This window comes from Sporosarcina siberiensis, from assembly GCF_042681925.1.
Lineage (GTDB): Bacteria > Bacillota > Bacilli > Bacillales_A > Planococcaceae > Sporosarcina > Sporosarcina siberiensis.
Genome location: NZ_JBHUGI010000021.1, coordinates 16,095 through 41,049, shown reverse-complemented (window position 1 = coordinate 41,049; position 24,955 = coordinate 16,095). Strand labels below are relative to the sequence as shown.

General features: G+C 37.2%; 20 protein-coding genes, 1 pseudogene and 1 other annotated feature (1 of these 22 running past the window's edge). Of the genes and pseudogenes, 6 read left to right on the top strand and 15 right to left on the bottom strand.

Annotated features, from left to right (window positions below):
• Positions 1 to 36, bottom strand: a binding site (T-box leader) (it extends 182 nt beyond the left edge of the window).
• A gap of 156 nt (positions 37 to 192) precedes the next feature.
• Positions 193 to 1,377, top strand: coding sequence for an MFS transporter (locus tag ACFSFY_RS07560; RefSeq protein WP_381536789.1), 1,185 nt, complete (start codon positions 193 to 195; stop codon positions 1,375 to 1,377).
• A gap of 86 nt (positions 1,378 to 1,463) precedes the next feature.
• Here the strand turns inward: ACFSFY_RS07560 and ACFSFY_RS07555 are convergent, their stop codons facing one another.
• The 4 genes from ACFSFY_RS07555 to ACFSFY_RS07540 all read right to left on the bottom strand — a co-directional run bounded on the left by ACFSFY_RS07555 (position 1,464) and on the right by ACFSFY_RS07540 (position 5,175).
• Positions 1,464 to 1,730, bottom strand: a complete 267-nt coding sequence (locus ACFSFY_RS07555; RefSeq protein ID WP_381536786.1) for a YqhV family protein — start codon at positions 1,728 to 1,730, stop codon at positions 1,464 to 1,466.
• Positions 1,731 to 1,979: 249 nt separating this feature from the next.
• The gene (locus ACFSFY_RS07550; protein WP_381536784.1) at positions 1,980 to 2,861 is read right to left on the bottom strand and encodes a DMT family transporter; all 882 of its coding nucleotides are present in this window, start codon (positions 2,859 to 2,861) and stop codon (positions 1,980 to 1,982) included.
• Positions 2,862 to 3,117: 256 nt separating this feature from the next.
• Complete coding sequence (locus ACFSFY_RS07545) at positions 3,118 to 4,548, bottom strand: DHA2 family efflux MFS transporter permease subunit (RefSeq protein ID WP_381536782.1); 1,431 nt, start codon at positions 4,546 to 4,548, stop codon at positions 3,118 to 3,120.
• A 54-nt stretch (positions 4,549 to 4,602) separates the two neighbouring features.
• The gene (locus ACFSFY_RS07540) at positions 4,603 to 5,175 is read right to left on the bottom strand and encodes a TetR/AcrR family transcriptional regulator (RefSeq protein ID WP_381536780.1); all 573 of its coding nucleotides are present in this window, start codon (positions 5,173 to 5,175) and stop codon (positions 4,603 to 4,605) included.
• A gap of 1,322 nt (positions 5,176 to 6,497) precedes the next feature.
• On the opposite strand from ACFSFY_RS07540, the pseudogene ACFSFY_RS07535 reads away from it, so the two are divergent.
• Positions 6,498 to 7,021: pseudogene (locus ACFSFY_RS07535) on the top strand (YheC/YheD family protein).
• Between the two features lie 139 nt (positions 7,022 to 7,160).
• Positions 7,161 to 9,392, top strand: coding sequence for a M14 family zinc carboxypeptidase (locus ACFSFY_RS07530; protein ID WP_381536778.1), 2,232 nt, complete (start codon positions 7,161 to 7,163; stop codon positions 9,390 to 9,392).
• A gap of 126 nt (positions 9,393 to 9,518) precedes the next feature.
• On the opposite strand, the gene ACFSFY_RS07525 is transcribed toward ACFSFY_RS07530, so the two are convergent.
• From ACFSFY_RS07525 to ACFSFY_RS07500, 6 genes are all read right to left on the bottom strand, one after another.
• On the bottom strand, positions 9,519 to 10,904 hold the full coding sequence (locus ACFSFY_RS07525; RefSeq protein ID WP_381536776.1) for a Mur ligase family protein: 1,386 nt from the start codon (positions 10,902 to 10,904) through the stop codon (positions 9,519 to 9,521).
• A 261-nt stretch (positions 10,905 to 11,165) separates the two neighbouring features.
• Positions 11,166 to 12,137 (bottom strand): C40 family peptidase, encoded by a 972-nt coding sequence (locus ACFSFY_RS07520; protein ID WP_381536774.1) that lies wholly within the window; start codon positions 12,135 to 12,137, stop codon positions 11,166 to 11,168.
• A gap of 383 nt (positions 12,138 to 12,520) precedes the next feature.
• The gene (locus ACFSFY_RS07515) at positions 12,521 to 13,474 is read right to left on the bottom strand and encodes a hydroxyacid dehydrogenase (protein ID WP_381536920.1); all 954 of its coding nucleotides are present in this window, start codon (positions 13,472 to 13,474) and stop codon (positions 12,521 to 12,523) included.
• A gap of 430 nt (positions 13,475 to 13,904) precedes the next feature.
• Positions 13,905 to 15,359, bottom strand: a complete 1,455-nt coding sequence (gene cls / locus ACFSFY_RS07510) for a cardiolipin synthase (RefSeq protein WP_381536772.1) — start codon at positions 15,357 to 15,359, stop codon at positions 13,905 to 13,907.
• A 120-nt stretch (positions 15,360 to 15,479) separates the two neighbouring features.
• Positions 15,480 to 15,968, bottom strand: a complete 489-nt coding sequence (locus ACFSFY_RS07505) for an antibiotic biosynthesis monooxygenase family protein (RefSeq protein WP_381536770.1) — start codon at positions 15,966 to 15,968, stop codon at positions 15,480 to 15,482.
• Positions 15,969 to 16,015: 47 nt separating this feature from the next.
• A complete protein-coding gene (locus ACFSFY_RS07500) occupies positions 16,016 to 17,224 on the bottom strand; it encodes an RtcB family protein (protein ID WP_381536767.1) in 1,209 nt (402 codons plus the stop codon).
• A gap of 333 nt (positions 17,225 to 17,557) precedes the next feature.
• Here ACFSFY_RS07500 and ACFSFY_RS07495 point away from each other — a divergent pair, with 333 nt between their 5' ends.
• The gene (locus ACFSFY_RS07495) at positions 17,558 to 18,079 is read left to right on the top strand and encodes a Gmad2 immunoglobulin-like domain-containing protein (protein ID WP_381536764.1); all 522 of its coding nucleotides are present in this window, start codon (positions 17,558 to 17,560) and stop codon (positions 18,077 to 18,079) included.
• An 89-nt stretch (positions 18,080 to 18,168) separates the two neighbouring features.
• Here ACFSFY_RS07495 and ACFSFY_RS07490 read toward each other — a convergent pair whose 3' ends face one another.
• The 5 genes from ACFSFY_RS07490 to ACFSFY_RS07470 all read right to left on the bottom strand — a co-directional run bounded on the left by ACFSFY_RS07490 (position 18,169) and on the right by ACFSFY_RS07470 (position 22,356).
• Positions 18,169 to 19,098, bottom strand: a complete 930-nt coding sequence (locus ACFSFY_RS07490; protein ID WP_381536762.1) for a DsbA family oxidoreductase — start codon at positions 19,096 to 19,098, stop codon at positions 18,169 to 18,171.
• 23 nt (positions 19,099 to 19,121) lie between these two features.
• Entirely contained in the window at positions 19,122 to 19,448 is a 327-nt protein-coding gene (locus tag ACFSFY_RS07485; RefSeq protein WP_381536917.1) for a winged helix-turn-helix transcriptional regulator, read from the bottom strand.
• Between the two features lie 273 nt (positions 19,449 to 19,721).
• Positions 19,722 to 20,660 carry a ring-cleaving dioxygenase gene (locus ACFSFY_RS07480; RefSeq protein WP_381536761.1) on the bottom strand — a complete coding sequence of 313 codons (939 nt, stop codon included), beginning with the start codon at positions 20,658 to 20,660 and terminating at the stop codon, positions 19,722 to 19,724.
• A gap of 99 nt (positions 20,661 to 20,759) precedes the next feature.
• Complete coding sequence (locus tag ACFSFY_RS07475) at positions 20,760 to 21,356, bottom strand: NADPH-dependent FMN reductase (protein WP_381536759.1); 597 nt, start codon at positions 21,354 to 21,356, stop codon at positions 20,760 to 20,762.
• A 16-nt stretch (positions 21,357 to 21,372) separates the two neighbouring features.
• A complete protein-coding gene (locus ACFSFY_RS07470) occupies positions 21,373 to 22,356 on the bottom strand; it encodes a ring-cleaving dioxygenase (protein ID WP_381536757.1) in 984 nt (327 codons plus the stop codon).
• Between the two features lie 578 nt (positions 22,357 to 22,934).
• Here ACFSFY_RS07470 and rsiV point away from each other — a divergent pair.
• The gene (rsiV, locus tag ACFSFY_RS07465; RefSeq protein WP_381536755.1) at positions 22,935 to 23,807 is read left to right on the top strand and encodes an anti-sigma-V factor RsiV; all 873 of its coding nucleotides are present in this window, start codon (positions 22,935 to 22,937) and stop codon (positions 23,805 to 23,807) included.
• Between the two features lie 110 nt (positions 23,808 to 23,917).
• On the top strand, positions 23,918 to 24,856 hold the full coding sequence (locus ACFSFY_RS07460; RefSeq protein ID WP_381536753.1) for a polysaccharide deacetylase family protein: 939 nt from the start codon (positions 23,918 to 23,920) through the stop codon (positions 24,854 to 24,856).
• Positions 24,857 to 24,955 lie beyond the last annotated feature (99 nt).

Below are 24,955 nucleotides of genomic sequence, written 5' to 3'. Positions count from 1 at the left end.
CATTTCTTATTTACTCGGCCACATCAAAGATTTTATATTACTTATAATATACCAAATTCTCGCAGTTCATACAAACAGTATCGTTTTCTGAATGCTTAATAGGCATTGCTCTTTTAACCCTTACTATATATAATGGACGACATATTCAAGTACATATTCTGTGCACTATTGTTTCGTTTAGGAGACGTGGAGATGAACTATATTCAAAGAGGCACGCCCGAATTTAGTCGCACGAACTGGGCATTATTTGCAGCTGGATTTATTACATTTATGAATTTATATATTACACAGCCAATTCTCCCTTTATTTTCTAAAGAGTTTGATGTATCCCCTGCATTTGCAAGTTTATCCTTATCACTTACAACGTTTTCCTTAGCGGTAAGTCTTGTTATTGTCGGTTCTCTTTCAGAAGCATGGGGACGTAAACGTATGATGACGATTTCTATCTTCACAGCTTCTATATTAACTTTGGCTATTGCATTTTCACCCACATTTGAAGTGTTGCTCGTATTACGAATTATACAAGGCGTAGCATTTGCGGGTCTTCCAGCAATTGCAATGGCCTACCTGGGTGAAGAAATGAATTCAAGAGACCTTGGAATGGCAATGGGACTCTATATTAGTGGAAACTCCGTGGGTGGACTTGCCGGTCGTATTATTATGGGAACTTTAACGGACCTTTTCAATTGGCAAGTTGGAATGATTTGCATCGGAGTACTGAGTTTACTAATCAGCATATATTTCGTTACAGCACTGCCACAGTCCAAACATTTTAAGCCACAAAAACTACAGCTCGGCTCTTTAACAAGTTCACTTTTTTCACATTTAAAAGACACTACTTTGCTTAAGTTGTACGGAATCGGTTTTCTCTTGATGGCGAGCTTTGTTACGCTGTATAACTATATTGGCTTTAAATTACTCGCCCCTCCTTATTCCTTAAGTACAACAATTGTTGGTGGGATTTTCATCGTATATTTAGTCGGCACTGTTAGTTCGACATGGTTTGGTAACTTGGCAAATAAGCACGGACGTCAAAGGATATTGCTTTCAGGAATTGCTCTTATGCTTATCGGTTCTCTTATTACACTAAATAGCATATTGTTTCTCAAAATTATCGGAATTACCATTCTAACATTCGGCTTTTTTGGAGCCCATTCTATTGCAAGTAGCTGGGTAAGTTATCGCGCCAAACACGATCGAGCACAAGCTTCTTCCTTATATTTGTTTTTCTATTATTTCGGATCAAGTGTCGGTGGAACTGCAGGAGGGTTTCTTTGGTCCAAGTTTGGTTGGGAAGGTGTTATTGCGTTAATTACTTTTTTCCTACTCATCTCCTTTGTACTTGTAATACTTTTAAAGGCTCGTAATAAGAAATGAATATCAAACTCTTCGGGCAATCTGACCGAATGGTTACACATTCTTTGGATTTATTTTCGAAGTTAATGGACTTTAAAACAATAGTATTATTCCATCTTCAGACTAATTAAGATGAGGATAATCCCAGAAAAAAGAAAAACCATACGGATGATAGATATCTTTTCTGCCAATCCTAATAGCGCAACTCCCGTTGTAATAATTAACACAACAGGGCCCACCAGAGCCAGTAAAGTATTGATATAAAAAGCTTTTTCTAAATCATTAAATCGGTACATCAACAGTGCTGCTGTGATATCTACACTTCCTGAAAAAATCCTCAATATAATTATCGTCAAAAGCGCTTTTTCAATCAAAAAAATCCCCTTCCCCTTCTGGTGTCTTCACTTAAACCACAGTAAGGAATAAGATTATCTATCCCATGCCACTACCTTAAGTATATGAATACATTGCCACTATTATGGTTACACGCATAACTGAAAAAATAGAGGCCACTCAAAGCAAAAAGTCTCACTCAGTTGGATGTACCCAAATGAGTGAGACTTTTTATAAACATAGTAAAGTAACGTTGTTGTTGTTGTTGTATAAATCTCTGATTCTCAACTCTACGACATCGTTGTACGTGACCTTAATGTTGTTCGCTTAATTTGTACAGAGGATAAAACGATGCTGAGAAGCAGTAGAACTGCACCAATATATCCTGTAGAGGAAATGACTTCTTGTAGAAAAATAACGCCTAATATAGCTGCAAAAACGGGCTCTAATGTGAAAATAAGTCCCGTTCGAACGGGAGTGGTATATTTCTGTGCAACGATTTGTAGGATGAATCCCACGCCACTGCAGAAAATGCTAAGAACTAGAATCGCTATCCAACTTTCTGTAGAGTTCGGAAATGCAGGGGTTTCGAAGATAAAGGAAAATATCAAACCAAAAAGAGCCGCAAAGCCCAGCTGCGTAATCCCAAGACTTAACGTATCTACTTTTTTTGTTACAAAGCCCGCCACAATAATATGAATGGCGTAAGAGAATGCCGCGAATATACATAGTAGATCTCCCATTGTTATTTCAAAAGGAAATTTCAGGGTTAGAAATGAAATTCCGACGATTGCGAGTAGAATGCTCACAAGGAGTTTTCTTTCTAATCTCTGTTTAAAGACAACGGTATTAATTAACGGTACAAAAATTACAGTTAAACTGATTAAAAAACCCATGTTGGAAGTTGTAGTTGTTTTCAACCCAAAGGTGATTGCCGTAAACACAACGAATAAAATAAAACCAAGCAGCATTGAATACTTCAAGGTTTGTAAGTTCATTTTCAGCAATCGTCGATAAAAGATTGCCCCCGCAAGAATAAAAGCAAATCCAAATCGAAGAGCAATTAAATTAAACTCCGAGATTGAATCAAGCCCCATTTTCATAAAAAGATAAGACGATCCCCAGCAGAGTGTAACTATAACGAGCAATAAATCAGCTTTATATGGTTTCAATTTTTTCCTCCAAATTTCAACTTTATAACATGAAATGATTATGTCCTCACGGCTATGCCTAATAGAAACTCGGCTACTCTTATAATCTTTCTACTCAGTATACTTCGACAGATTAAACAAGTAAAATAAATGCTGAATATAAGATGAATATTTCAGCTATGAGCACCACAAATACCAATTCTATTTATAAAACACATAATTACGCTATAAAAAACTTCCACCCTTTACTAAAGAGTGGAAGTTTTTTGCTACTATTTTAAATCTCTCTTGATGATTTTATAAAAAATGACATAATTAACCCGCTAATCGCAAGTACAATTCCCAATATGAAAGCCGTTTGTATACCAGCCGTTAATGAAGTACTTGCTACAGATGGATCTGATGGATCCGCAACGTTCTTCAAGAAATTGTTTTGAGAAGCAGACATGATTGTAATTGCGACAGCTGTTCCAATTGCACCAGATACTTGCTGTAATGTGTTTAACAAGGCAGTTCCGTCTGGATACAGATTTCTGGGTAGCTCATTCAAACCATTTGTCTGCGCAGGCATCATGACTAATGACACGCCAATCATGAGACATGAATGCAAAAAGATCATCATTGGAATAGAAGTTTCAGTTGTTACATTCGATAGATTCCATAACATAATGATCATAATGATAAAACCAGGTGTAATTAGCCATTTGGGACCATACATATCAAATACACGCCCCACGATTGGTGACATGATACCATTTAATACACCTCCTGGAATGAGTACAAGACCAGCAGTAAGAGCAGTTAGTCCGAGTCCAGTTTGTAGATATAAAGGCAATAGAATCATTGATGATAAAATAATCATGAATGTGACAAATACACTAAATACACCTAACGTATACATTGGATATTTAAAAGTACGTAAATCTAACATTGGCTTATCGAGTTTCAGCTGTCTTAACGAAAATATGAGAAGAGAAAGTAGACCAATTATAATTGTACTAATTACGAGTGAACTTCCCCATCCTTTGTCTCCTGCGACACTAAAACCGTACACAATTCCACCAAACCCAACAGTCGATAGAAAGATTGAAAACACATCTATTTTAGGTTTTGTCAGAACCGAAACGTTCTGCATAAAAGCCAGTCCGTATACTAATGCAAAAACAAGAAACGGAATGGTCATCCAAAAAATCCAATTCCAACTCAATTTTTCAATGATTAAACCCGCAGCGGCAGGTCCAATAGCCGGTGCTGCCATCATGACAAGCCCCATTAACCCCATAATTGTACCTCTTTTATTAATAGGGAAAATTATCAATACTGTGTTGAACATAAGTGGTATCAATAAGCCGGTTCCGATTGCCTGAATGACACGACCTAGGAGTAATACACCGAAAATGGGTGCCATACCGGCGACTATCGCTCCAATGATTGAAAAGAGTAACGAAGCAACGAATAATTGCCGAGTACTAAACCATTGTATTAATAGTGCGGAAACAGGAATTAGTATCCCCATAGTCAGTAAGTAACCTGTCGTTAACCACTGCACCGTCGAAGAAACAACATTCAATTCATTCATTAAACTGCCAAGTGCCATATTTAAAGCAGTTTCGCTAAATAATCCGATGAATCCTGCTATTAAAAAGGATATTAAGATTGGGGTCGATTTTATAACTCTGTGATTTTGTTCATTTGCAATTGTAGACATTAAAGTTCCCTCCGTTGATTAACTGAATCGACCTTTGTTGATACGATATGTGATTTACTTTTTAATAAGTAATAATGGAATTTGTTCTGCTATCGCTTCAAGTGGTTTACCGCTTTTCATAGTTAAAGCTAAAAGTATACCGCCTTCAATCAGCGCATGAAAAACGATGGCTAAACTTATGGATTGTTGCCTAGTATAGTCTGCTTCAAGAAATTTCTCAGTATAAATAGATTGCCAATCCTTAAAAGCAGATTCACACGCCAATCGGATCGGTTCGCTCGTGGAATGTTTTTCTCCAGCAATTGTTCCAATCGGAGACCCAACCGGATTACCGCCTTCCCCAAACATCTTGGATAACTCATACACATGAGCTTGAAAAGCATCTATTGGATTAGAAATACCACCAAAAACGGTTTGAATTTCCTCCATAACAAGTTTTTTCGTATGATTAATCGCTTCAATCGCCAATTGTTCTTTGCCTTCTGGAAAGTAATAATACAACGAGCCCTTGGGGACCCCACTCTCTTCAATTATGTCATTCAGGCCCACTCCACAATATCCGCGTACTCTAAAAAGGCGTGATGCCGTCTCAATTAGAACGTCTTTCGGCTTTACTTTTTCATTCATTACTAAAAACACCTCTCGATATTATAACAACTGGTCTATTAGTATAATAAGGGGCAATCCACTATGTGTCAATGCTGACTGCTTTACATCAACAACTCCATAAAAAAGAACCTTCCTATGATTAAATCAAGAAAGGTTCGCATAGCTCAACTAAATAGATTCAGTATTGTTATTTCGGAAATATTTGGTATCTTCCTGAAATGAATACGGGCCTAAACTTATCCTTATACCCACGTTGTCCGCTTTTTATCCCACTTTCAATTCCTAAATTTATCATCTTTACATTGGAATTCAATTTATGAATTTCACGGACGAATTCGACATTTAGAAATTCCGATAATCCACTATATAAAGGGGGTTTTTCTAAATAGGCCAGTTGCTGCTTAGTAGCGACTCTTAACCTAGTTGTCCCACCTACTTTTTCGTTCCATTGTTGACAAAAAGTCATGCACTGTAATAAACCTTCTACAATTTTATTAGAGTTTCCTCGACCAAATGGGAGAAAGGCTAATTGAAGAGTTTGTTTTTTTATAAGTTTAAAGGTGAATAGTATTTTATCGATGACTTTCCATAAAATAAGTACCTAACTAGGATTGGAGACAGCCCAAAGATAATCAAAGTTAGATGACCATAAATCGGTAGGATATTCCGTGTCTTTTATATATTTTGTATACATCTCTTTATCCTCAATATCTATCTGATTAAAACTCTAATCCCCAAGCATAATCTCTTGAGAGTGATTTTTCATCTCGTTCATCACCCCCTACCTATAGCGTTTTTTAGTATCTATCTATGCTATGTAGGAGTTCTACATTTCGTTTGTTCATTCGACATGATTTGCATTTCTTACATCAACAACACAAGCATTTCAATCAAAACGACATAGACTATAGTTAGAATCTAAATTGAAGGATTGATTTAAAATACAAATAAAATGGATAACGGGTTCGACAAATCAAGTTTATCTGACTCTTAAATCAGCAATAGACAATGGAATAACCACAAGCATTATGACATTTGAATTTGGCTCTTGGAAACAACAAGTACAAGTTATAATAAGTACTGATATCCCAGAAGATATGATCGGGTTACCTGAACAGTGGAAGAACAGATTCACCATTCCTGAAACGCTTCCCTACGAGTTGAACAGAACCGACAACACCCTTAGACTTGGCCCTGTTATTGCCTTGATTGTATTTTCTCAATTAAATGAAATGACATTATCAAACATGAATAATTACCACGAGTATTTTTCTGATTACGCGAGTATTCAGGGACTAATCTATATATGCGCATAGAACACAATTGATATTGAAAGGTTTATGGAAAACAGTAAATCTATTGAGAAGTGGTTATTTAAGCTTAAAAATAAAGAATACATTGTCCAAAAGGCCATCATAACAAAAAGGCATGAAGGCCGACCTATAGATTTTCGAGTCATCATGCAAAAAGACGAAAATAACCAATGGAATTGTACAGGCATATTTGGGAAGTTCGGACAAAAAGGAAATATTATTACAAACTTTTCACAGAATGGCTTTATTCACTCCGGAATGGATACTTTTCGTCTACATTCCAAATGAGTGATAAAAAAGCCCAAAAGAAAATAAAGGTGTTGAAAAAGATATCCTCTCGAATGTGTCATGTATTTGATCAATTTGGCAATTATGGAAACCTTGGGATTGACCTCATGGTGGATCACAAAGGGAAGGTATGGATTCTAGAAGCGAATTCACTAGATACGTACCATCGCTTTCCCCTTCGTATAGACGATCCCGCACTATATAAGAAAGTAGTCACTTCACCGTTTCGATATGCCAAATACCTTGCTGGATTCCAACAATAAGCGCAACTTTTTCTTTAAATAAAGGATGCCTTCATATAGACCTTTGAAGGTCAAAAGGAATTAAGCGAATACCCGCTCCACCCTCTCCCCCAATCAATCCCCGTGTTATTTATGCTTAATAATTGAGGAGGAATAAGAAATGAGTCAACAATCTCTCGCATATGATCAAATCATTAATTTCTTCAACAATTTAAACAACCCGAATGTTCATGTGGAAGCCATCGGGAAATCAGTACAAGGCAAAGATATCTTATGCGCTGTTATTAGCGAGGATCCAAGGAAATATGGAATCTCCTATTGCAAAGATCAGTACGAGGAGCTGAAGAACAACAAAAAACCATTTAGTACTAGTTCTATGAGCGAAAGAAAAATCCCTATTGTCATAAATGCATCCATTCATGGTCATGAAACAGTTGGAACTCAAGCAGTTTTAGACCTCGTTAACTATCTCATTTCGATTGAAAAAGCTGAGGTGCAAGAATTACTTGAACGTTTTATTTTCCTTTGTGTTGTTTGTGCTAATCCTGATGGACTTGATGATGGTACAAGATGTAACAAAAATGGATTTGACTTAAACAGAGATTTCATTTTTCAAACACAACCAGAAACACAAGCTATTGTTAAACTCATAAAAACATGTAACCCAATCATACTTTTCGATCTTCATGGTTACATTAGTACAGATAAAGATAATATTGGTCTAATCGAACCGTGCACCGTCCCACATAACCCAAATTATGAGTATGATTTATATATTAAATGGGCTCTTCCAATGGCAAAAGGAATGGAAAAGTTTATACAAAAGAAAAAAGACTATTTTACATCAAAATATTATAAAGATATAAAAGGTGTCTGTATCCCTTATAGAGATTTATCAAAAGGTTGGGATGATTACTCTCCCACGAGTACAGCGATGTATTCCATGTTGCATGGTGCAATCGGGATTACGATAGAGGCACCTACAAGGGGAAATGATGGAATCCGATGGATGGTAAATGCAATATTAGGGGCTTGTCATTATCTGAAGAATAGACGTAAAAAAATTCTATACGACTATCATACTTTTCTTCAGCGCGGGATTAATAAATCACATCCAAATCACCCGAAAAACTTCTTCCCCTCTGCCTATATTTTCCCTAAACCTGACCATGACTGTAACGCGATGAATAAGCTTGTTGAACATTTACTTTATAATGGAGTAGATGTAGACATCACCTTAAAGAAGATAATAGTTGATGATCAACTTGTTCCTAAAGGGTCCTATATCATATACATGAATCAAGCGAAAGCTATTCTTGCAAATACATTGCTTTTCAAAGGCGACAAGGATTTCCCTTTAAAGATGACAGATTTATGTGTATGGTGTTTACCGCTTTTGTGGGGAGTAGAAAGTATTGCGACTTCATCGCCGATAGCCATTCAAACAAAAAAAGTATTTAATGTTAGTAATCAATCACAAATTTCTAAAACGGGTCCATATGAAATAAACCCATTTTCTATGGAAAGTCTTCGCCTTATACAAAAACTACTATTAAATGACGTTAAGATATACCAATCTAATTCTGGAAACATTATAATTGACGATGAAGGTAAAGATTGGATTAGAAGTATGATTAAAGCTGCTGGGATTTCCGCTAATTCTGTTGACAATCAAGCGATACAAAGTTCAAAAGTCTGGAGAACGAAAAAGATTGGTATTATTTACGATGGTGGGCTATTTTATAAACAATCCCATGCCGGGCTAAAAATGAGTTTATTAAAACTCGGATACCAAGTGAAGGAAATTCATCCACGGGAATTAACGAACAAGAAAACATTAATGATGTTAGATGTTCTAATATATAATGGTTTTGAGCATTTATTCCTTCTAAAAAGCCAATTGAAAGATCCCTATAAACAATATGTACTTGCCTCGAATAACGAATATAATGCGTGTAGGGACACAATAAGCCATTTCCTTAGTAATGGAGGAAGGTTTATTGCAATAGGTGCTGGTCCATCAAAAGTAGCCCGAAAAATGCTGAAGTTAACAAATTTAACTATTAATATTAGCGGTTGGAATGATAATGCAATTGTCCAAGTTGATTATCATCAAAATCCAATCACTAATGGCTATTCGCAAAAGAATACTGGTTTTGTTTATCGTCCTGTATGGTATACAAATACAGATAATATGGAGGTGTTAGCAAGTTTTTCATCATCAACCCCATCAGTTATAGCTGGATATTGGCCGGATTTCAATAAAGCTAAAGGACTACCCGTAATCATCAAAGATAAAAATCTGGATGTGATTTTAATAGGCCTAGAAATTTGTCATAGGGCTCAGCCTGATTATTTATTCCGCCTATTGGTGAACGCAATTCATGCATAAGTATGTTTAGCCATAGTCAAGAATTTTGACCGAAAGAGTCCGTTATATGTAACGATCTAATGAATCAGTCCCCATCGTATTATCACGTTGGAGGACTGGTCTCTTTATAGGAATCAAGATAGCAACTCAGTTAAGCCTGCTATGCTTTAACCTGGTTTTTAGCTTAATAATAGAATCATTCTTTGCAGAACATTTGATAAGTAATATACTATTCTCATCCAATATCTGCTCTAATAATACATACACACCACTGATGTCAGGAAAATAGTAGACTTCACCATTTAGTCCGTCCTTTTGGGCTTGTTTTCCCATCTCGGCTGCCAAAGAACCGACTGTAATCAATACGTCTACACCATTTTCCGCAATCATCTTACCGACTTGACGATGAAGATCAAGGCTTAGTTCACCTAAAGCATTAATATCGCCTATAAGGGCAATCCTTTTTCTCCCTCGTGATATCCCATTCAATGCCTGAAATGCAGCCTTTAAAGAAATAGGATTTGAATTCCAAGTATCATCGACAATGATACACTTTCCCATTCCTACGCTACATTGAAGGTGAGAAGGTAAGTTGCGAAAAGACTCTATCCGTTTCACTACTTCTTCTATGCTAATTCCCATTTCATATACTGCTGCAAAGGCAGCCAGTGCATTTAGAACTTGATGCTGCCCATAACCGGGGACAAAAGCGGGATATGTTTTTTTTCTGAATATCAGTACAAACTGCATTCCGTTAGAACCGTATTGAACATTAGTTGCTCTAAAGTCAGCACTATGAGTTATACCAAAAGTCAGCACCTTTCCTTGAAAATCCTTTAATCCAACTTTTTTTGTATTCTCATCGTCAGCATTAATAATGAGAGTGCCTTTTTCCCCTACAGCTTGAACCATTTCCGCTTTTGCTTGATGATAAGCTTCCGGTGTTTTGCATCCATCAAGATGGGTAATGCCTATATTCGTAATAATACCAATCGTTGGCTTAAAGTACCGTGAAGCGAGTAGCACATCCCCTGGACTCCCTACTGCCGATTCAAACACGGCAGCATCTGTGTTTTTTTCAATGGAAAGTAGATAGGTCAGATGATTTTTCCTTGAATTTGCTGATTTTTTGGTACTAGTAACGATACGATTGAAACTAAGCATATGTTTAATCATATCTTTAGTTGTCGTTTTTCCGCTTGTCCCTGTTACAGAAACAACGGGAATAGAAAATTGGTTTCGATAAAATTTAACGAACCCCCAAAATGCCTGTTCGATGTCTTGAACCATGATAACTGTACATTTATCAATACTTTTTAATCCATCATATGCTTTATCCGTTACGATGACGCAAGGAACTGACTTTGCGATTTTCTCCCAATCAATTTGCAATCTCCGTTTTAAGAAAAGTAATTTATTCGGCCCTATCTTATCATAATGGTAAATAATATCGTTAACTAAGAAGTCATCAGACCCTTGCATTAATTGTCCATTCACACATTGGCGGATATTTTTCACTGATATTGGCTTCATTCATTGATTCCTCCAATTCGGTTGCTAACTATATACTATGTTGAATATGAGCAATTACTTGTGTATAAGCCTTCACTTCAAGACTCAAACATACTACAGTTAATAAGAATACTTAGAAATCCAATTTAGAAGCTATTTTGCATCGTCGCTACTAGGTAACTTGAAAATTGGTTGTACGGAAAAAGAAGCATTAGCTGCTTTATGGCAACTAATGCTTCTTAAATATGTTATTTTTGATTGAAAAACCTTCCTAATAGGAATTTAAAGAACACGTCGGGCTGTAACATAGTTTTTCTTTGACCAAGCCGAGTCGAGGCTTACTTTCACTACACTCCCGTTAGTAGAGAGCGAAATATATTGATTTCCACCAATAAAAACTCCTGTTTGTGTAATTTTAGAACCGCCATTATTTGTAGAGAAGAAAAGAAGGTCACCCTTTTGCAAGTTAGCCTTTTGGACGGCTTTGCCCAATTGTGCCTGACGACTTGCCAGTTTAAACTTTAAATCTACGCCTTGTTTCCCGTAGATGTAATGTGTAAAACCAGCTCCTGTAAATGTTAACGTCTTCTCATCATAAACATAGCCAAATTTCGCTTTACCAACGAGATCCGAAGCTAGATCTACAACTTTATCAGCTGATGTAACACTTGCTACTGGTGCTTTCACCGGTGTAGTTGGCTTGGGTGTGTCTGATGGAAGTAAAGACGGCAAAACTCTTCGAGCAGTCATGTAATAATCTTTATAATACGACTTTCCATCTAAATCAGAAATGATGATATTTTGTCTTGAGTCTGCCATATGAATAATTTTATTATCACCTATGTACATTCCCATGTGATCTGGATCTGTTCCTGTAGTTTTCTGTTTGAAGAAAACCAAGTCGCCCTTTTTCAGCTGACTTTTTGGAACATGCGTCCCTAACTTCACCATCTTATCTTCTGTTTTACTTCCAAGATCTACTCCATTTTCATCAAATATAAACCACATAAATGACGCGCATTTAAATTGATATGGAGCAGTAAAACTATAATTAGAACCGTACGTTGCTTTCCCCATTATACTTTTAGCAAATCTAGTAATCTGATCAGCTTTGGCGTCAACCGCTTGTTGATTATTTTGAGCAGTTACCGTAGCTGCCGAAGCATTTATCGGCTGAATTGCTGAAGGGGCCCCTCCTAAAGAACTGAAACCAATTGCAATTGCTAGTGTTGATGTTATCAAATACTTTTTCATGTGAACCTCCTAGTAAACTCTTAGTTTGTCTCTCAGCAGAGCTTAACATACATAATTGCATACCTACTGAGGTAAATAATACCAGGGCATTAACTTCAAGCTACAACCCCTTGTACTAAAAGGGATATGAGCAGTATTTTACGGTTTGATTACAACGTAATGTATATGTAATAATCTGTTTTTTAAGCAAATCAATATTCTTAGTTGTTCCAAGTATATTCGCAGCAGTGACGGTTCAAAAGAACGTTAGAGATACTCAAAGAGCTAGAGACAGAGATTAAAGTGTTTGCTCTCAGATGTAGAATATATTCAGATAGTATAAAAAAACAGAACCAACTTCTATTTCTAGAAGAGGGTTCTGTTTTTTTATTTAAGAGTGGAAATTAATTCACTCTGCACAATGACTTTTGACCGTTTAATACTTTATCTATTTCTTCGGCAATTAACAACGCTGTACGGGACTGAGCTTCATCTGTCGACCCTGCGATATGCGGAGTTATTATAATGTTTTCAGATTCGGCAAAGCGTGAACTATCTGTAATCGGCTCAGATTCAAGTACATCTAAGTATGCTCCAGCAATTTGTTTGTCTTTCACAGCTTCAATTACATCCTCTTCCGAAACGATGCCGCCTCGTGCTGAATTTATAATGTAAGCTTCTGGTTTCATAATTGAAAAAGCTTCTTTATTAATTAAATGTTTTGTGTCTTTTGTTAATGGAATATGTAGGGAAATAAAGTCCGAGTGCTTTAACAGCTCTCCAAGCTCGTGAACTTGTTTGATTCCTGTTTCTTGAACAACATGATCGAATGGAGCGACAAATGGATCATATCCTACCACTTCCATGCCAAATGCTTGTGCTCTTTTAGCCACTCGGTGAGAGATTTCACCCATTCCAATTAATCCAAGTACACGACCATTTAACTCTGTTCCAGTAAAGAGCGCTCTGTTCCAGTTACCCTTTTTAACATCTACATCTGCCTGTCTAATTGGTCTTGAAGCATCCAACATACAAGATAAGACATACTCTGCCACTGAAGTTGCGTTTGCATTTCTAGCTGAAATAACTGGAATGCCTCTTTCTGCTGCTTGTTTTGTATCGATATTGTCCAAACCTACACCAAGACGCCCAATTACCTGAGCCTTTTTTGCTGCATCTAAAAACTCTGTATCTACTTTTGTTTCATTTCGAACAATTACAGCATCGTAATTTGGCAATAAACCAAGAAGTTCTTCTCTCTTTCTTGATAATTCCAAATCGTAATCTACCTCATAGCCTTTTTGCTTGAGTTTTTCAATTCCGTCGTTCCACATCATTTCAGTTACTAATATCTTCATCAAACTCACCAACCCATATCCTAAGTATTTTATAAATCCTATCTCATGCTTTGAAAATTATAACAATTATACACAAATCAATATATTGTTCTACTACTAGTAAAACCAAGTTTGAATGAAACGTCAATACAATCGTCTATATTTATTTTAGAAGTTATTTTGTTGACACTATCACCGTCTTTTAAAATACTTACTTTAAAATAAAAACAGTTTTTTATTTTCCAAAATACAGATTCTATCTCTTTCGGAATTATTGGAATTATAGTTCAAATACCTTCCGAAGTCAAGAAATAGCGTGCTCTTGATGGTCATAATCCCTAACAATCGGACTGATTTGTGCTCTGTAAACTGTAAAATCTCCTCTTAAATATAAATAGGACAACCCCTTTCTATTTCCAGAATGCGGTTGTCCTATATCTATTGTCCTAACCTATAATATTGGTGAAAGAAGTCGTGAAATACCTTCTTTAAATTTAATAAGAAGAGATCTTTCTTCGTAGCGTTCCGGTGTAAGTTCTGAACTTAATTCGATGTCTTTCAAAAATAATTCCTGAAGTTGTTTTGCGACTTTTTCATCGTAAATAATTGCATTGACTTCAAAATTCAAATGGAAACTTCGAGAATCGATATTCATCGTTCCTACCGAGGCTACTTCTTCATCTACAACGATTGTCTTTGCATGTAAAAAACCATTTTCATATAAAAGAATTTCTGCTCCATAATCGAGTAAATCCCCAACATGTGCCCACGTAGCCCAATAGACAAAGGGATGATCCGGCTTACTTGGAATCATGATACGTACATCTACACCCGAAAGTAACGCAATTTTACAGGCATCCATAAAACTTCTATCTGGAATAAAGTAGGGAGTTTGAATGTACACACTCTTTTTGGCAGACAAAATAAGTTTAATGTACATGTTTTTTAAGTGTTCCGTTTCAGAGTTAGGTCCACTTGAAACGATTTGAACTGGAGAAGTACCCGTATTCTTCTCAATATGGAACGAATACTCTCCCCATTCTCCAGGCTTGTTATTTCCAGCTTGATGCCAGTCAAGAATAAATTTGATTTGAATATGGTTGACTGCCTTTCCCGTTATTCTAAGATGAGTATCCCGCCAGTAGCCGAACTTCTTATCAAGACCTAGATACTCATCACCTACGTTAAAGCCCCCGATATATCCAACTTCTCCATCAATAATAACCAATTTTCGATGGTTCCGATTGTTCACTCTGAAATTAACTAATCGAAATAGGGATGGAAAGAAAACTTCAACTTCTCCACCAGCTGCACGCAATTCATCATAAAACTTGGGAGATGTTTTCTTTGAACCAACTTCGTCATAGAGAAGTCGTACCTTGACACCCGCTTTTGCTCTTTCAGTCAACGCATCTCTTATTCTTCTCCCTAATGCGTCAGGCTGAATAATGTAGTACTGGATATTAATCTCTTTCTTCGCAGACTTGATATCCTCCACTAAAGCATCAAACTTTTCTTTCCCATCGCTAAAGATAACGATGTCGTTATCATAGGAAATTAAAGCTGAGGCCGACTTAAGATTCATCCGAATCAACTCAGCATTTTTCTTTAACAACACTGAACTTTGGATTTCGGAATCGTTCATTGCCACCAATTGTTGTTCTACTTCCGATGCAATAGAATTCTGCTCTTCTTCTGTTAGCTGATAAAAGTTTTTCTGTTTAAGATTCCGTCCAAGAAAAAGATATATAAAGAAGCCAACTATGGGAAGGAATACTAAAACCATAATCCATGCCCACGTATTTCCGACGTCTCTTCTTTCAAGGAATAAAACTCCTGCTAAAAGGAGAACGTTTACAATTGTAATAATCGATAAAGTCAAACTCAGCAATTGAGCAATCTCCATTTATGTCCAACCCCTTTAGTATTTTATAGTTGGCTTAAAACATCCTCAATTGGTAGTTCTTGAGCTGCGCGGATGATTTCTTCGGTTGCAGCTATTGCTATACTCTAGTAATTCAAGAAATCATTGATATTTTGTCACAAATGACGGACGTGCAAATATATTCGGGCGCTTATCAATGCCATTATCCGTTCCACGTTTTGCATGCGCTTTATTATAAGCTTGTGATTGCTGCCAACCTGTAAAGGATTCTTCATTTTCCCATATCGTTAAAATGACATACGTATCTGAACTGAGTGGTCGAAGCACCCGTATCGCTAGAAATCCAGACTCTTCTTCAATTAATCCAGCGCGATTGCTAAAACGCTGTTCAAATAACTCCCTGCCTTCTTCAGTAACAGGTACATTATTTAGAACTGCAAAGCCGTCTTGCAAATCTCCCGTTCGGTCCAGTATTTCATAGGCCTCTGTATATTCAAATCCAGCATCTTCCGCCTCTTTTAAAAGCAATGTCTCTTCTTGATTTTTCAAACGAATAATTGTTTCATTCATTGATTCTTCAACTATCCGCTGAGCATCCTCTTCTGTTCCAATCCATTTAAATAGCTTCATTATAAACACTCTCCAATTTTTAATCTAATTAATAAAACCTGGAACTTTTAATCTTTATACGGGTCAAACTCGTTTGCACCCGCCATACAGACTCCAACTGGTTTCAATACATGAAGGACGTCAATCGTGTCTTCATGTGCATCCAGCACGTCTTGTAACTTCCGATAGACAAATGGACTCTCGTCCGTCCCACCGCCTCGTAATTCCACACCGTACTCTAAAATGGCTTGGTCCATTCGTTCCTGAGTAACTTCCCCACCCCGTCTTGTACGAGTTTTCCAATTCATCTTTCCCGCCGCTTGTGTTCGGCTCATTATTCTACCCGCGCCGTGCACCGTACTATAAAAGGATTCTGCATTCGCTTCATTATCTTTCCCCTGAACAATTACAGAAATGTCGCCCATACTTCCTCCAATAAAGCCCATTTGTCCTGGGGCTGAAGGGGTTGCTCCTTTTCTGACGACAGTGTATTCCTTGCCAAAGTGAGTCTCTTTCCACGCATAGTTATGGTGATTATGTACTTCAAAATCAGAAGTTGCACCAAGAATATCTAACACTTTGTCCATTACATAGTTTCTTCCAGCATACGCAAACTTTCCACTCATCTCCATAGCACGGAAGTATAAGTCTCCCAATTCACTATTCAAATCTATCAATGTAGGTGCTTGGTCCATGCTTTCTCCTGGTGCGCGATCGGAAAACTTCCGTCCATTTGCCAAGTTCAAAAAACCACTCGCTGTTCTATGACCGAAACCTCTGCTGCCAAAGTGATTGGCTATCCACACAGTACCCGTCTTTTGTTCGACCAAGACATCCACATAATGATTTCCTGCTCCAACTGTTCCCAACTGATCCTTCGCCAACTTTTTAAGCTTGTCATGCTCCTGTTTGCCAATCTCTTGATAAACGAGCCAATCCGGATCATCAAATAACTCATGATCCACTTTTTCCGGATTTTTACGTCCGATACCAAACGAAATTGTTGAAGCAATTTCATTCATTAAAAGAGGAAGACTTTTCTCGATATCCTTCCACTTCAAATTTGTTCGTACCGCTTTATTTCCACAAGCAATATCATAACCAACACCAGAAGGAGCAATTTGACCATCGTAAACAATCACTCCACCGACAGGCTGACTATAGCCATAATGACCATCCGCGCAAAGAACACCACCAGCTACTTGCCCAGTATTCAAACAATTTTCAAACTGGCGCAACGTATTAGCATCATGAACTCCGAATATTTTCTTTCTCATTAATAAAAACATCCTTTCCGAAAAGATTGAATTCGTCAAAAAGAAATTCAGCGATTCATCTTGCAAATAAGTGTAAATAGGAATCTATTCATGTGTACTGCTGTTCCATTTAATCTTAAACTAAAAATACTTTACGTTGTCGCATGCATCCATTTTAACACAAACGGGTATAACACCTATATGAGCATCCGCTTCATTTAAATATAGAATTGAATAGAATAGGATAGACATCTTTGTAATTGATGACTGTATGCTTAACAATTGCCAAAGAGGAAAACTAAAACAGCTTTGAAAAACGAGTTTATTACAGTATGCAAGGGAGGTAATTGTAAAATGAAGAACTTATTTACAATGATGAGTGTACTGATTTATTGTTTACTGCTAAGTGCATGTCTGAATTCAAATACCGATGACAATTCATCAAATATCAATGAGGACATTCAAAAGCCAGATGTGGAGATAGAAAAAGATCCTGGTAAAGAACAGATACCAAGTGAATCAGAGACTCCTACCGAAATTGAAGATGTTGAAAAAAGTGATGTTGTTATAGAGAATGAAGCCTTTCAAGTTTTTGAACCGTCTCCTAATGAAAAGGTCCAGAATCAGATTATAGTACGCGGACTTGCCCGCGTGTTTGAAGGCACGCTCAATTATGCATTCGAAGATGGGCATTTCATTATAGACCAAGGATTTGTAACTGCAAGTGAAGGTGCACCGGGATGGGGAGTATTTGAATTTACCGTCAATATCGAAAACGCACCAGAAGGTCTTTACAAAATTCTTCTCTTCGAAAAGAGTGCAAAGGACGGCTCGATCATCAATGAATTAATGATACCTGTTGAGGTAAGTGAATAAATCCAACATTCCTCTAAGGCTTTAAAAATATTGATATATAACAAAAATCGACTATCCATAAGGAAGTCGATTTTTGTTAGCGTTCTTTATTATTTTACCTGAACGTATTTTTCACCAAGAACACTGTTTACTTTGTATGCATCTTGCGGTAAATCTTTCTCTAGAAATGCGTCGAATTCATCTTTTTCGATTGAATAATATTCTTCGATTTCGCGTGAGAATAATAACTTTTCCTGTTGAAGCAATTGATTTAAATCAGTAAGTTGCTCTGGCTTTAACGTATCCTCTGGTAGTAATTGTTGAAGTGCATTCGTGTATTCCTCTAACGTTTTTGCACCTACAATGCGAACCCCTTTTTGATCCTTATTCACCATGACGATTGTTGGGAATCCACGGACACCTAATTCACGAACACGTTTAAAATCTTCCTGTAATAAAGCATTTGCTTCTGGAAGTTTTGATTGCTTAACGATTTCTTCTCCGTTAAGTCCAACTCGATTGACAAGGTCAATCAAAAGTTCGTCCTGTGCAATGTTTTTATTAAATGCGAACAGTTCTTCTCGCGCAAGACGTAAAAATGTGTTTGCGAGCTCAGGACTTTTTTCTTGAATCACTTTATATACTCGGGAAGGAATGAATGACGAGGCGATTGGGTTATCGTACCAAAGCGTTCCGTCGATTGGCATGCGCGAGTGATCTCCAACTTCTCTCCAGTGACCGGCAACATCTGCGGGACTGGAAATACCATTGCTTACATCTGCGAAGCCGTCCCAGTTTTCAAGCAATCCTCCCATAAGCGTATGCATATTGAAATAGCTCCCGTATTGCTTTACAAACTTACGAAGAACCGGTTCTAATGCCCAACAATGCGAACAGATTGGATCGGTTACATAATAAAGTTCAACTGTATTTTTCGGTGTTGAGAAATCAATGAACTCCATTGAATTCGTTTCTTCCCCACCTGCAGGTCCACATACGCCTGTTTCTAAATCACAAATCATATTATTTTTTGTTTCCATTTATATTCCCCTTTTCCTAATTGTTATTTGGTTAAATCAAGTTCAATATGTTGTTGTGCCCATTCTTGTATTGGTTTTAGGGCTAGAGCTAGTTGTTGCCCTTTATCGGACAGATGATACGAAATCAGGACTGGAGTTCCGTCTGTAACTCTTTTTACAATCAAACCGTGTTCCGCCAGTTCGGTTAACTTTAAAGAAAGTGAGCGTGGTGTAATGTCGTTTAAATCGCGCTTCATATGGGAAAAATGGGCAGTAAAATCGGGACAATTCGACAGGTAATGAATAATGAGCCCGTTCCAACGCCTTCCTAAAATCTCAAAGGACGATTCTAAATAAGGACATATTTTAATAAATACCACCTCCAACTGGTACTTCAAGTATACATAGGTATAATTAGTATATCAAGTATAAAGATTATACCGACTGTGTATACCTTTTAAACATACATGTTCGTATCAATAAAACTGCAACGTACACAGATCTACCTAAAGGATGGGCAGGTAAGAATTAAAAATGACTCACTTAAATCAAGACATAAAAAGGTGTCAGTCATAATTTAACGAATGACTGACACTACTTTAAGTCCTCGAATTAATTATGATCAAATTTCTTTGAACGATTTATTAATCGAATGGACGCACTTGTATTGGAATAAGCGATTTAATTAATTGCTCACGACGTTGTTCATATTGTGCAGGCAACATTAATTTAGTTCCCATTGTTTCCAATGTTTCATCATGTGCAAAGCCTGGTGGATCTGTTGCAATTTCAAATAGTATTTCTCCTGATTCACGGAAATACAACGCATTGAAATAGTTTCGGTCTTTTAACTCTGTTACATGTTGTCCCTGATTCATTGCATGTTGTTGCCACTCGAGATGATCTGTATCATCTTTTGCACGCCATGCAATATGGTGAACTGTTCCAACACCCATTGAGCCTCTTACACCAGTGACCATTTTTAAATCGATTATATTACCCAGCGCGGCTGGAGCTTTATAGCGTGTATAATCGCCTTCAGTGCCAACAAATTCAAGCCCCATTACATTCGTTAGTGTTTCAACAGTTTCTTCTGGTCTGCTTGAGTATAGTGTCGCACCACCGAATCCTTTAATGGCAACTTCTGGTGTTACTCCGCCAAATGTCCAGTTGTTTTGTTCACCTTCAGCACGTGCAACAAGTTCTAAATGTAAGCCGTGTGGATCATCAAATTGTATCACTTGTTCTCCAAAACGCTCTGCTTTTTTAAATGGAATCGCATATGTTGCGAGGCGGTTGACCCAAAAACTTAGTGCTCCAGTAGGGACCACATACGTTGTCACACCAACTTGGCCGTCTCCAATTTGTCCTTGATTGGCATTTGCCCAAGGAAAAAATGTAATGATTGTTCCTGGGTTTCCTCCTCCATCCCCAAAATAGAGATGGTAAGTTCCAGGATCATCGAAGTTCACTGTTTGTTTAACTAAACGCAAACCCAATATTCCAGCATAAAAATCAATGTTTTCCTGTGGATGACCAACGATTGCCGTAATATGATGAATGCCTGCCGTTTGTTTTTTCATGATTTTATTCTCCTTCATTAGATAAATTTATACATTAAACCACGAAATGTGCTCATGCACATTTTGTGATTTGTAGAGATTTACATACATACATTAAATTTATTTACGAATTGTGTTTAACGCAGTTGTCCAAGAAATCACTTGATCTAACATTTGATTTACTGAGTTTGCTTGTACAGTAGCTGGTTTGAGGTCTGTACCTTTTTCGAAGTCTGTGAATAATGATAACGCTGGGTGAACACGAACATGCGCGATAGATAATTCGCTTAAAATTCCACGTAAATGTTCTGCTGCACGAGCCCCGCCTACTGCACCATAAGATACGATACCTGCAGCTTTGTCATTCCACTCTTCACGTAAATAATCTAATGCATTCTTAAGTGAAGCTGAGATTGAGTGATTGTATTCTTGAACGATGAACACGAATCCATCTTGTTTTGCTATAATATCAGACCACGCCGCAGCACCTGATGCATCGCCGCCTGCTTCACCTAATAGTGGTAACTTGAACTCTGCAATATCAATAATTGTGTAATTTGCATCCCCGCGTTGATCCGCTAGTTCTTTTACCCATGCCCCTACTTGTGGACTTACGCGTCCCTCACGTGTTGATCCTAAAATAATACCTATATTTGATTTTGTCATTGTTATTTCCTCCTCTTGTTTAGTTCCGAATAATCTATTTAAAAATCCCATTTTCTGTTCCATCTCCTTACAAGTACTCTTTTTCTATTTCAAGTGTGCTACGCACTGTATCAATTGGTCTCACTAATGACTCAATTTCTTTACGTTTCGCCTCTAGAAATGGTGGTAACGATAAAATTTCTCCCACTGTTTCGTAAGGCTCATCACCCATAAAACCAGGACCATCTGTTGCCCACTCAAATAGGAGGCCAGGTGCTACACGTGCATATAATGATTCAAAGAAGAAGCGATCCACATACCCAGAAGTATTGAAACCAATAGCTTCCATGTGGTCAATCCATTCATGTAATACTTTTGCATCTTCTACACGAACAGCTAAGTGATGAACGGTACCATAGCCTTGACGACCTTCCGGTAAAACCGTATTATGTTCTACAATTAGTTGTGCACCATTTCCGCCTTCGCCCATTTCAAATAAATGGAACGAACCTTCTTCGGCAATTTCACGCATGAACATCGCTTTCTCCAAAACCTCTTTAAAATTATCAAATTGCGCGATTCGAACATGAACCGGGCCTAATCCTGTAATTGCAAATTCCAATGGTACAGGACCGTTCTGCCAAGGTGTTCCTGACTCAATCCCTTTGTTAAATTCGTCAGAAATCAACATATACTGCTGATCATCAAAGTCTACAAATGAAATGGTTTTCTTACCGAATACTTCTTCAATACCTGTGTTTTTCACTTCATACTTATCAAAACGTTTCAACCAGTAATCGAGAGCAGCATCTGTTGGGACACGAAAAGCCGTTTTATAAATCTCATTCGTTCCATGTGTTCCTTTTGGAATACCTGGGAAATCAAAAAATGTCATATCCGTACCTGCTGAACCTTTATCGTCCGCGAAGAATAAGTGATACGTTTGAATATCATCCTGATTGACCGTCTTCTTTACGAGACGCATTCCCAATATATATGTGAAGAACTCATAGTTCTTTTCTGCACTACTTGTTATCGCTGTTACGTGGTGAATTCCTTTTAAATGTTCCATTATGTTTCCTCCTAATTATTAGTTCGAGTTGACATACCTTGAATTCAAGATATATGCGTTCAAAAAAATTTATCCTATCTATACTTAATTTTTTTCAGATTAAGCTTAATTCGTATTGGCATTTAAAGTACCTTGAATCTAATCATCTTGGATTCAAGGCAAATATAACATAGATTGATTTCATCTGTCAACACTTTAGTTTTCATTAAATAATTGTGATGCTCCTAATTGTCCCGTCATAGATGGAAAAGGGACCGGTCACATAATCAATACTAAATTATAAGGACTGAAAGTATTCGAACGACCATTTTATTGATCGTGAATCAAACTTTTTAGATGGCTGGCCCGTTAAATGAATAGAATATGTTCGCGACATATTGAGAATTAGAAAAGGTGAATAATTTGTCATGACGAAAAAAACTTTAAAAACATGGTTTTACCACAGTTAAAAGATGAGATAAATCATTTGAATCTAGAAGAAGCTGTTGATTGCCTCTTTAAAAAATAACAATACAGCTAAACTAGGCTATATCATGCAGCCGTAAAGCTCGCATCGAGGTTGGAGGGGATTTCAGATTATGAAAAAAATGGATAAATTAATAAAAAAGTATGACACTATTGACATTCCATCTGAGTTGGAATATATCGTAAAGAATTCAATTCGTCGCACAAAAGCGGTACAAACGAAACGCCCCCTTCTAAAACAGTGGTCGATTGGGGTCGTTGCAGCAGCCGCTTTGTTTATTAGCAGTATCAATATGAGCCCAGCTATGGCCCAATCCATGGTGAATATTCCCTTATTGGGCGCCATCGTGGAAGTCTTCACTGTACAAAAACTGGCTTTAGATGAAAAGACTTATCAAGCCAATCTAGCTATCCCTGAAATTAACGGATTAGAGAATGAAGAGTTACAAAACTTATTGAATAACAAGTATATTGAGGAAGATAAAGCAAGCTTCAAAGAATTCGAAGATGATGTTGATGAAATGAAACATGCAGGAGACGGTCACCTTGGAATTGATACCGGCTACGATGTAATGACAGACACTGCCCGTATTCTATCAATTGCACGTTATAAGGTAAATACTATGGGCTCCTCTTCCATAAATGTGAAATACGACACAATCGATAAACAGGAAAGTATTTTACTTACACTACCAATTCTATTTAAAGATGATCAGTATATTGAGGTCATTAGTTCGTATATAGCAGGAGAAATGAAACGGCAGCTAGTGGCAAATAAAGAAGTTTCTTATTTCTTTGATGATCCTTTTACAGGCAGTTTTGAAAATATTAAACCCTATCAAAACTTTTATATTACTTCGAATCATAAGCTTGTCATTTCATTCGATAAATACGAAGTGGCCTCTGGAAGCATGGGAGTTGTGACGTTCGAGATCCCTTCGGATATTCTGAGTGATCTATTGGTAAGTGACACCTATATTAATTAATCTCATTGCATTCCAAGTAGCAAACACATTCATACGTTTGCTATTTTACATAATTCACAAAAAGTGAACATGCTTAACATTATAAATAAAATCAGGAGGATTTAATAATCATGAAAGCGCCACTATATGAGTATAGAAATAGAAAAAAGAAGTTAAGATTACGAATTACAATGCTAGTACTTGTTACATTAATCCCAACTTTTCTTACTGGTTTTATTGTTGGGAAATCGTATGCTTCCGATGAAAAAAACAACAAGCATGATGTGATTGAAAAAGAAAAGCCCTCAATCAGTCAGGATACAGAACAAACAGATGTAGAAGAAGAGTCTTTAGAGCATTCAGGTTCTGAAGCTAGCAACAGCGCCAAAAAAGATTCAACAGAAGAGGAAGAAAAAACTGAAAAACCAGCAGAAGCAGATACAGAAGAAGTATCTTTAGGTAAAGTCGTCTACTTAACTTTTGACGATGGACCAAGCGTACTAACAGACCAATTTCTAGATGTCTTACAAGAGCAAGGTGTAAAAGCAACTTTTTTCATGCAAGGTACTAACTTAAAAAAAGAGCATCTACAAGAAAGTGTCAAACGCGCAACAATAGAAGGCCATTATATCGGTGGCCATAGTATGACGCATGAATTCAACACATTATATAAGGACTTTCGGTTTGTTCCCGAGATGAACGAAACGTTAGCTTTAATTCATGAGATTACGGGTGAGAGCCCTAATCTGGTTCGCCCTCCTTACGGTTCCGCACCAGGATTAAAGGGTGAACAGATCCGCAACCAAATCGTAGAAGCCGGCATTAAAGTTTGGGATTGGACCATCGATTCTAATGACTGGAAGTTGAAAGATAATCCAGCACTCATTGTAGAGAATATAAAAAGCGGTACAAACTCCGACAAAGAAGTTGTGCTCATGCACGAAAAGGCACAAACTTTGGCGGCACTTCCAGGGATTATCGAATTTTACAAAGAACAAGGATATACGTTTGTTGTATATGATGAAGATAATCATTTCTACCTGAACTTTCAGAACGATAGTCGAATGTAATCTTCTTAAAAAGGTATTTGAAAAATCCACCCCTGATTTTGGGGTGGATTTTGTCTACTTGCAACTTCCAAACTAATTGACAAGTATTCATTTACGTTA

What these genes read in the sequence shown, in the direction of transcription:
- ACFSFY_RS07475 (WP_381536759.1), bottom strand. Translation starts at nt 21,356, where the DNA reads ATGGGATTTTTAAATAGATTATTCGGAACTAAACAAGAGGAGGAAATA.
- ACFSFY_RS07545 (WP_381536782.1), bottom strand. Translation starts at nt 4,548, where the DNA reads ATGTCTACAATTGCAAATGAACAAAATCACAGAGTTATAAAATCGACC.
- ACFSFY_RS07480 (WP_381536761.1), bottom strand. Translation starts at nt 20,660, where the DNA reads ATGAAAAAACAAACGGCAGGCATTCATCATATTACGGCAATCGTTGGT.
- ACFSFY_RS07540 (WP_381536780.1), bottom strand. Translation starts at nt 5,175, where the DNA reads ATGAATGAAAAAGTAAAGCCGAAAGACGTTCTAATTGAGACGGCATCA.
- ACFSFY_RS07495 (WP_381536764.1), top strand. Translation starts at nt 17,558, where the DNA reads ATGAAGAACTTATTTACAATGATGAGTGTACTGATTTATTGTTTACTG.
- ACFSFY_RS07525 (WP_381536776.1), bottom strand. Translation starts at nt 10,904, where the DNA reads ATGAAGCCAATATCAGTGAAAAATATCCGCCAATGTGTGAATGGACAA.
- ACFSFY_RS07490 (WP_381536762.1), bottom strand. Translation starts at nt 19,098, where the DNA reads ATGGAAACAAAAAATAATATGATTTGTGATTTAGAAACAGGCGTATGT.
- ACFSFY_RS07505 (WP_381536770.1), bottom strand. Translation starts at nt 15,968, where the DNA reads ATGAAGCTATTTAAATGGATTGGAACAGAAGAGGATGCTCAGCGGATA.
- ACFSFY_RS07560 (WP_381536789.1), top strand. Translation starts at nt 193, where the DNA reads ATGAACTATATTCAAAGAGGCACGCCCGAATTTAGTCGCACGAACTGG.
- ACFSFY_RS07520 (WP_381536774.1), bottom strand. Translation starts at nt 12,137, where the DNA reads ATGAAAAAGTATTTGATAACATCAACACTAGCAATTGCAATTGGTTTC.
- ACFSFY_RS07515 (WP_381536920.1), bottom strand. Translation starts at nt 13,474, where the DNA reads ATGAAGATATTAGTAACTGAAATGATGTGGAACGACGGAATTGAAAAA.
- ACFSFY_RS07470 (WP_381536757.1), bottom strand. Translation starts at nt 22,356, where the DNA reads ATGGAACATTTAAAAGGAATTCACCACGTAACAGCGATAACAAGTAGT.
- ACFSFY_RS07500 (WP_381536767.1), bottom strand. Translation starts at nt 17,224, where the DNA reads ATGAGAAAGAAAATATTCGGAGTTCATGATGCTAATACGTTGCGCCAG.
- ACFSFY_RS07460 (WP_381536753.1), top strand. Translation starts at nt 23,918, where the DNA reads ATGAAAGCGCCACTATATGAGTATAGAAATAGAAAAAAGAAGTTAAGA.
- cls (WP_381536772.1), bottom strand. Translation starts at nt 15,359, where the DNA reads ATGGAGATTGCTCAATTGCTGAGTTTGACTTTATCGATTATTACAATT.
- rsiV (WP_381536755.1), top strand. Translation starts at nt 22,935, where the DNA reads ATGAAAAAAATGGATAAATTAATAAAAAAGTATGACACTATTGACATT.
- ACFSFY_RS07530 (WP_381536778.1), top strand. Translation starts at nt 7,161, where the DNA reads ATGAGTCAACAATCTCTCGCATATGATCAAATCATTAATTTCTTCAAC.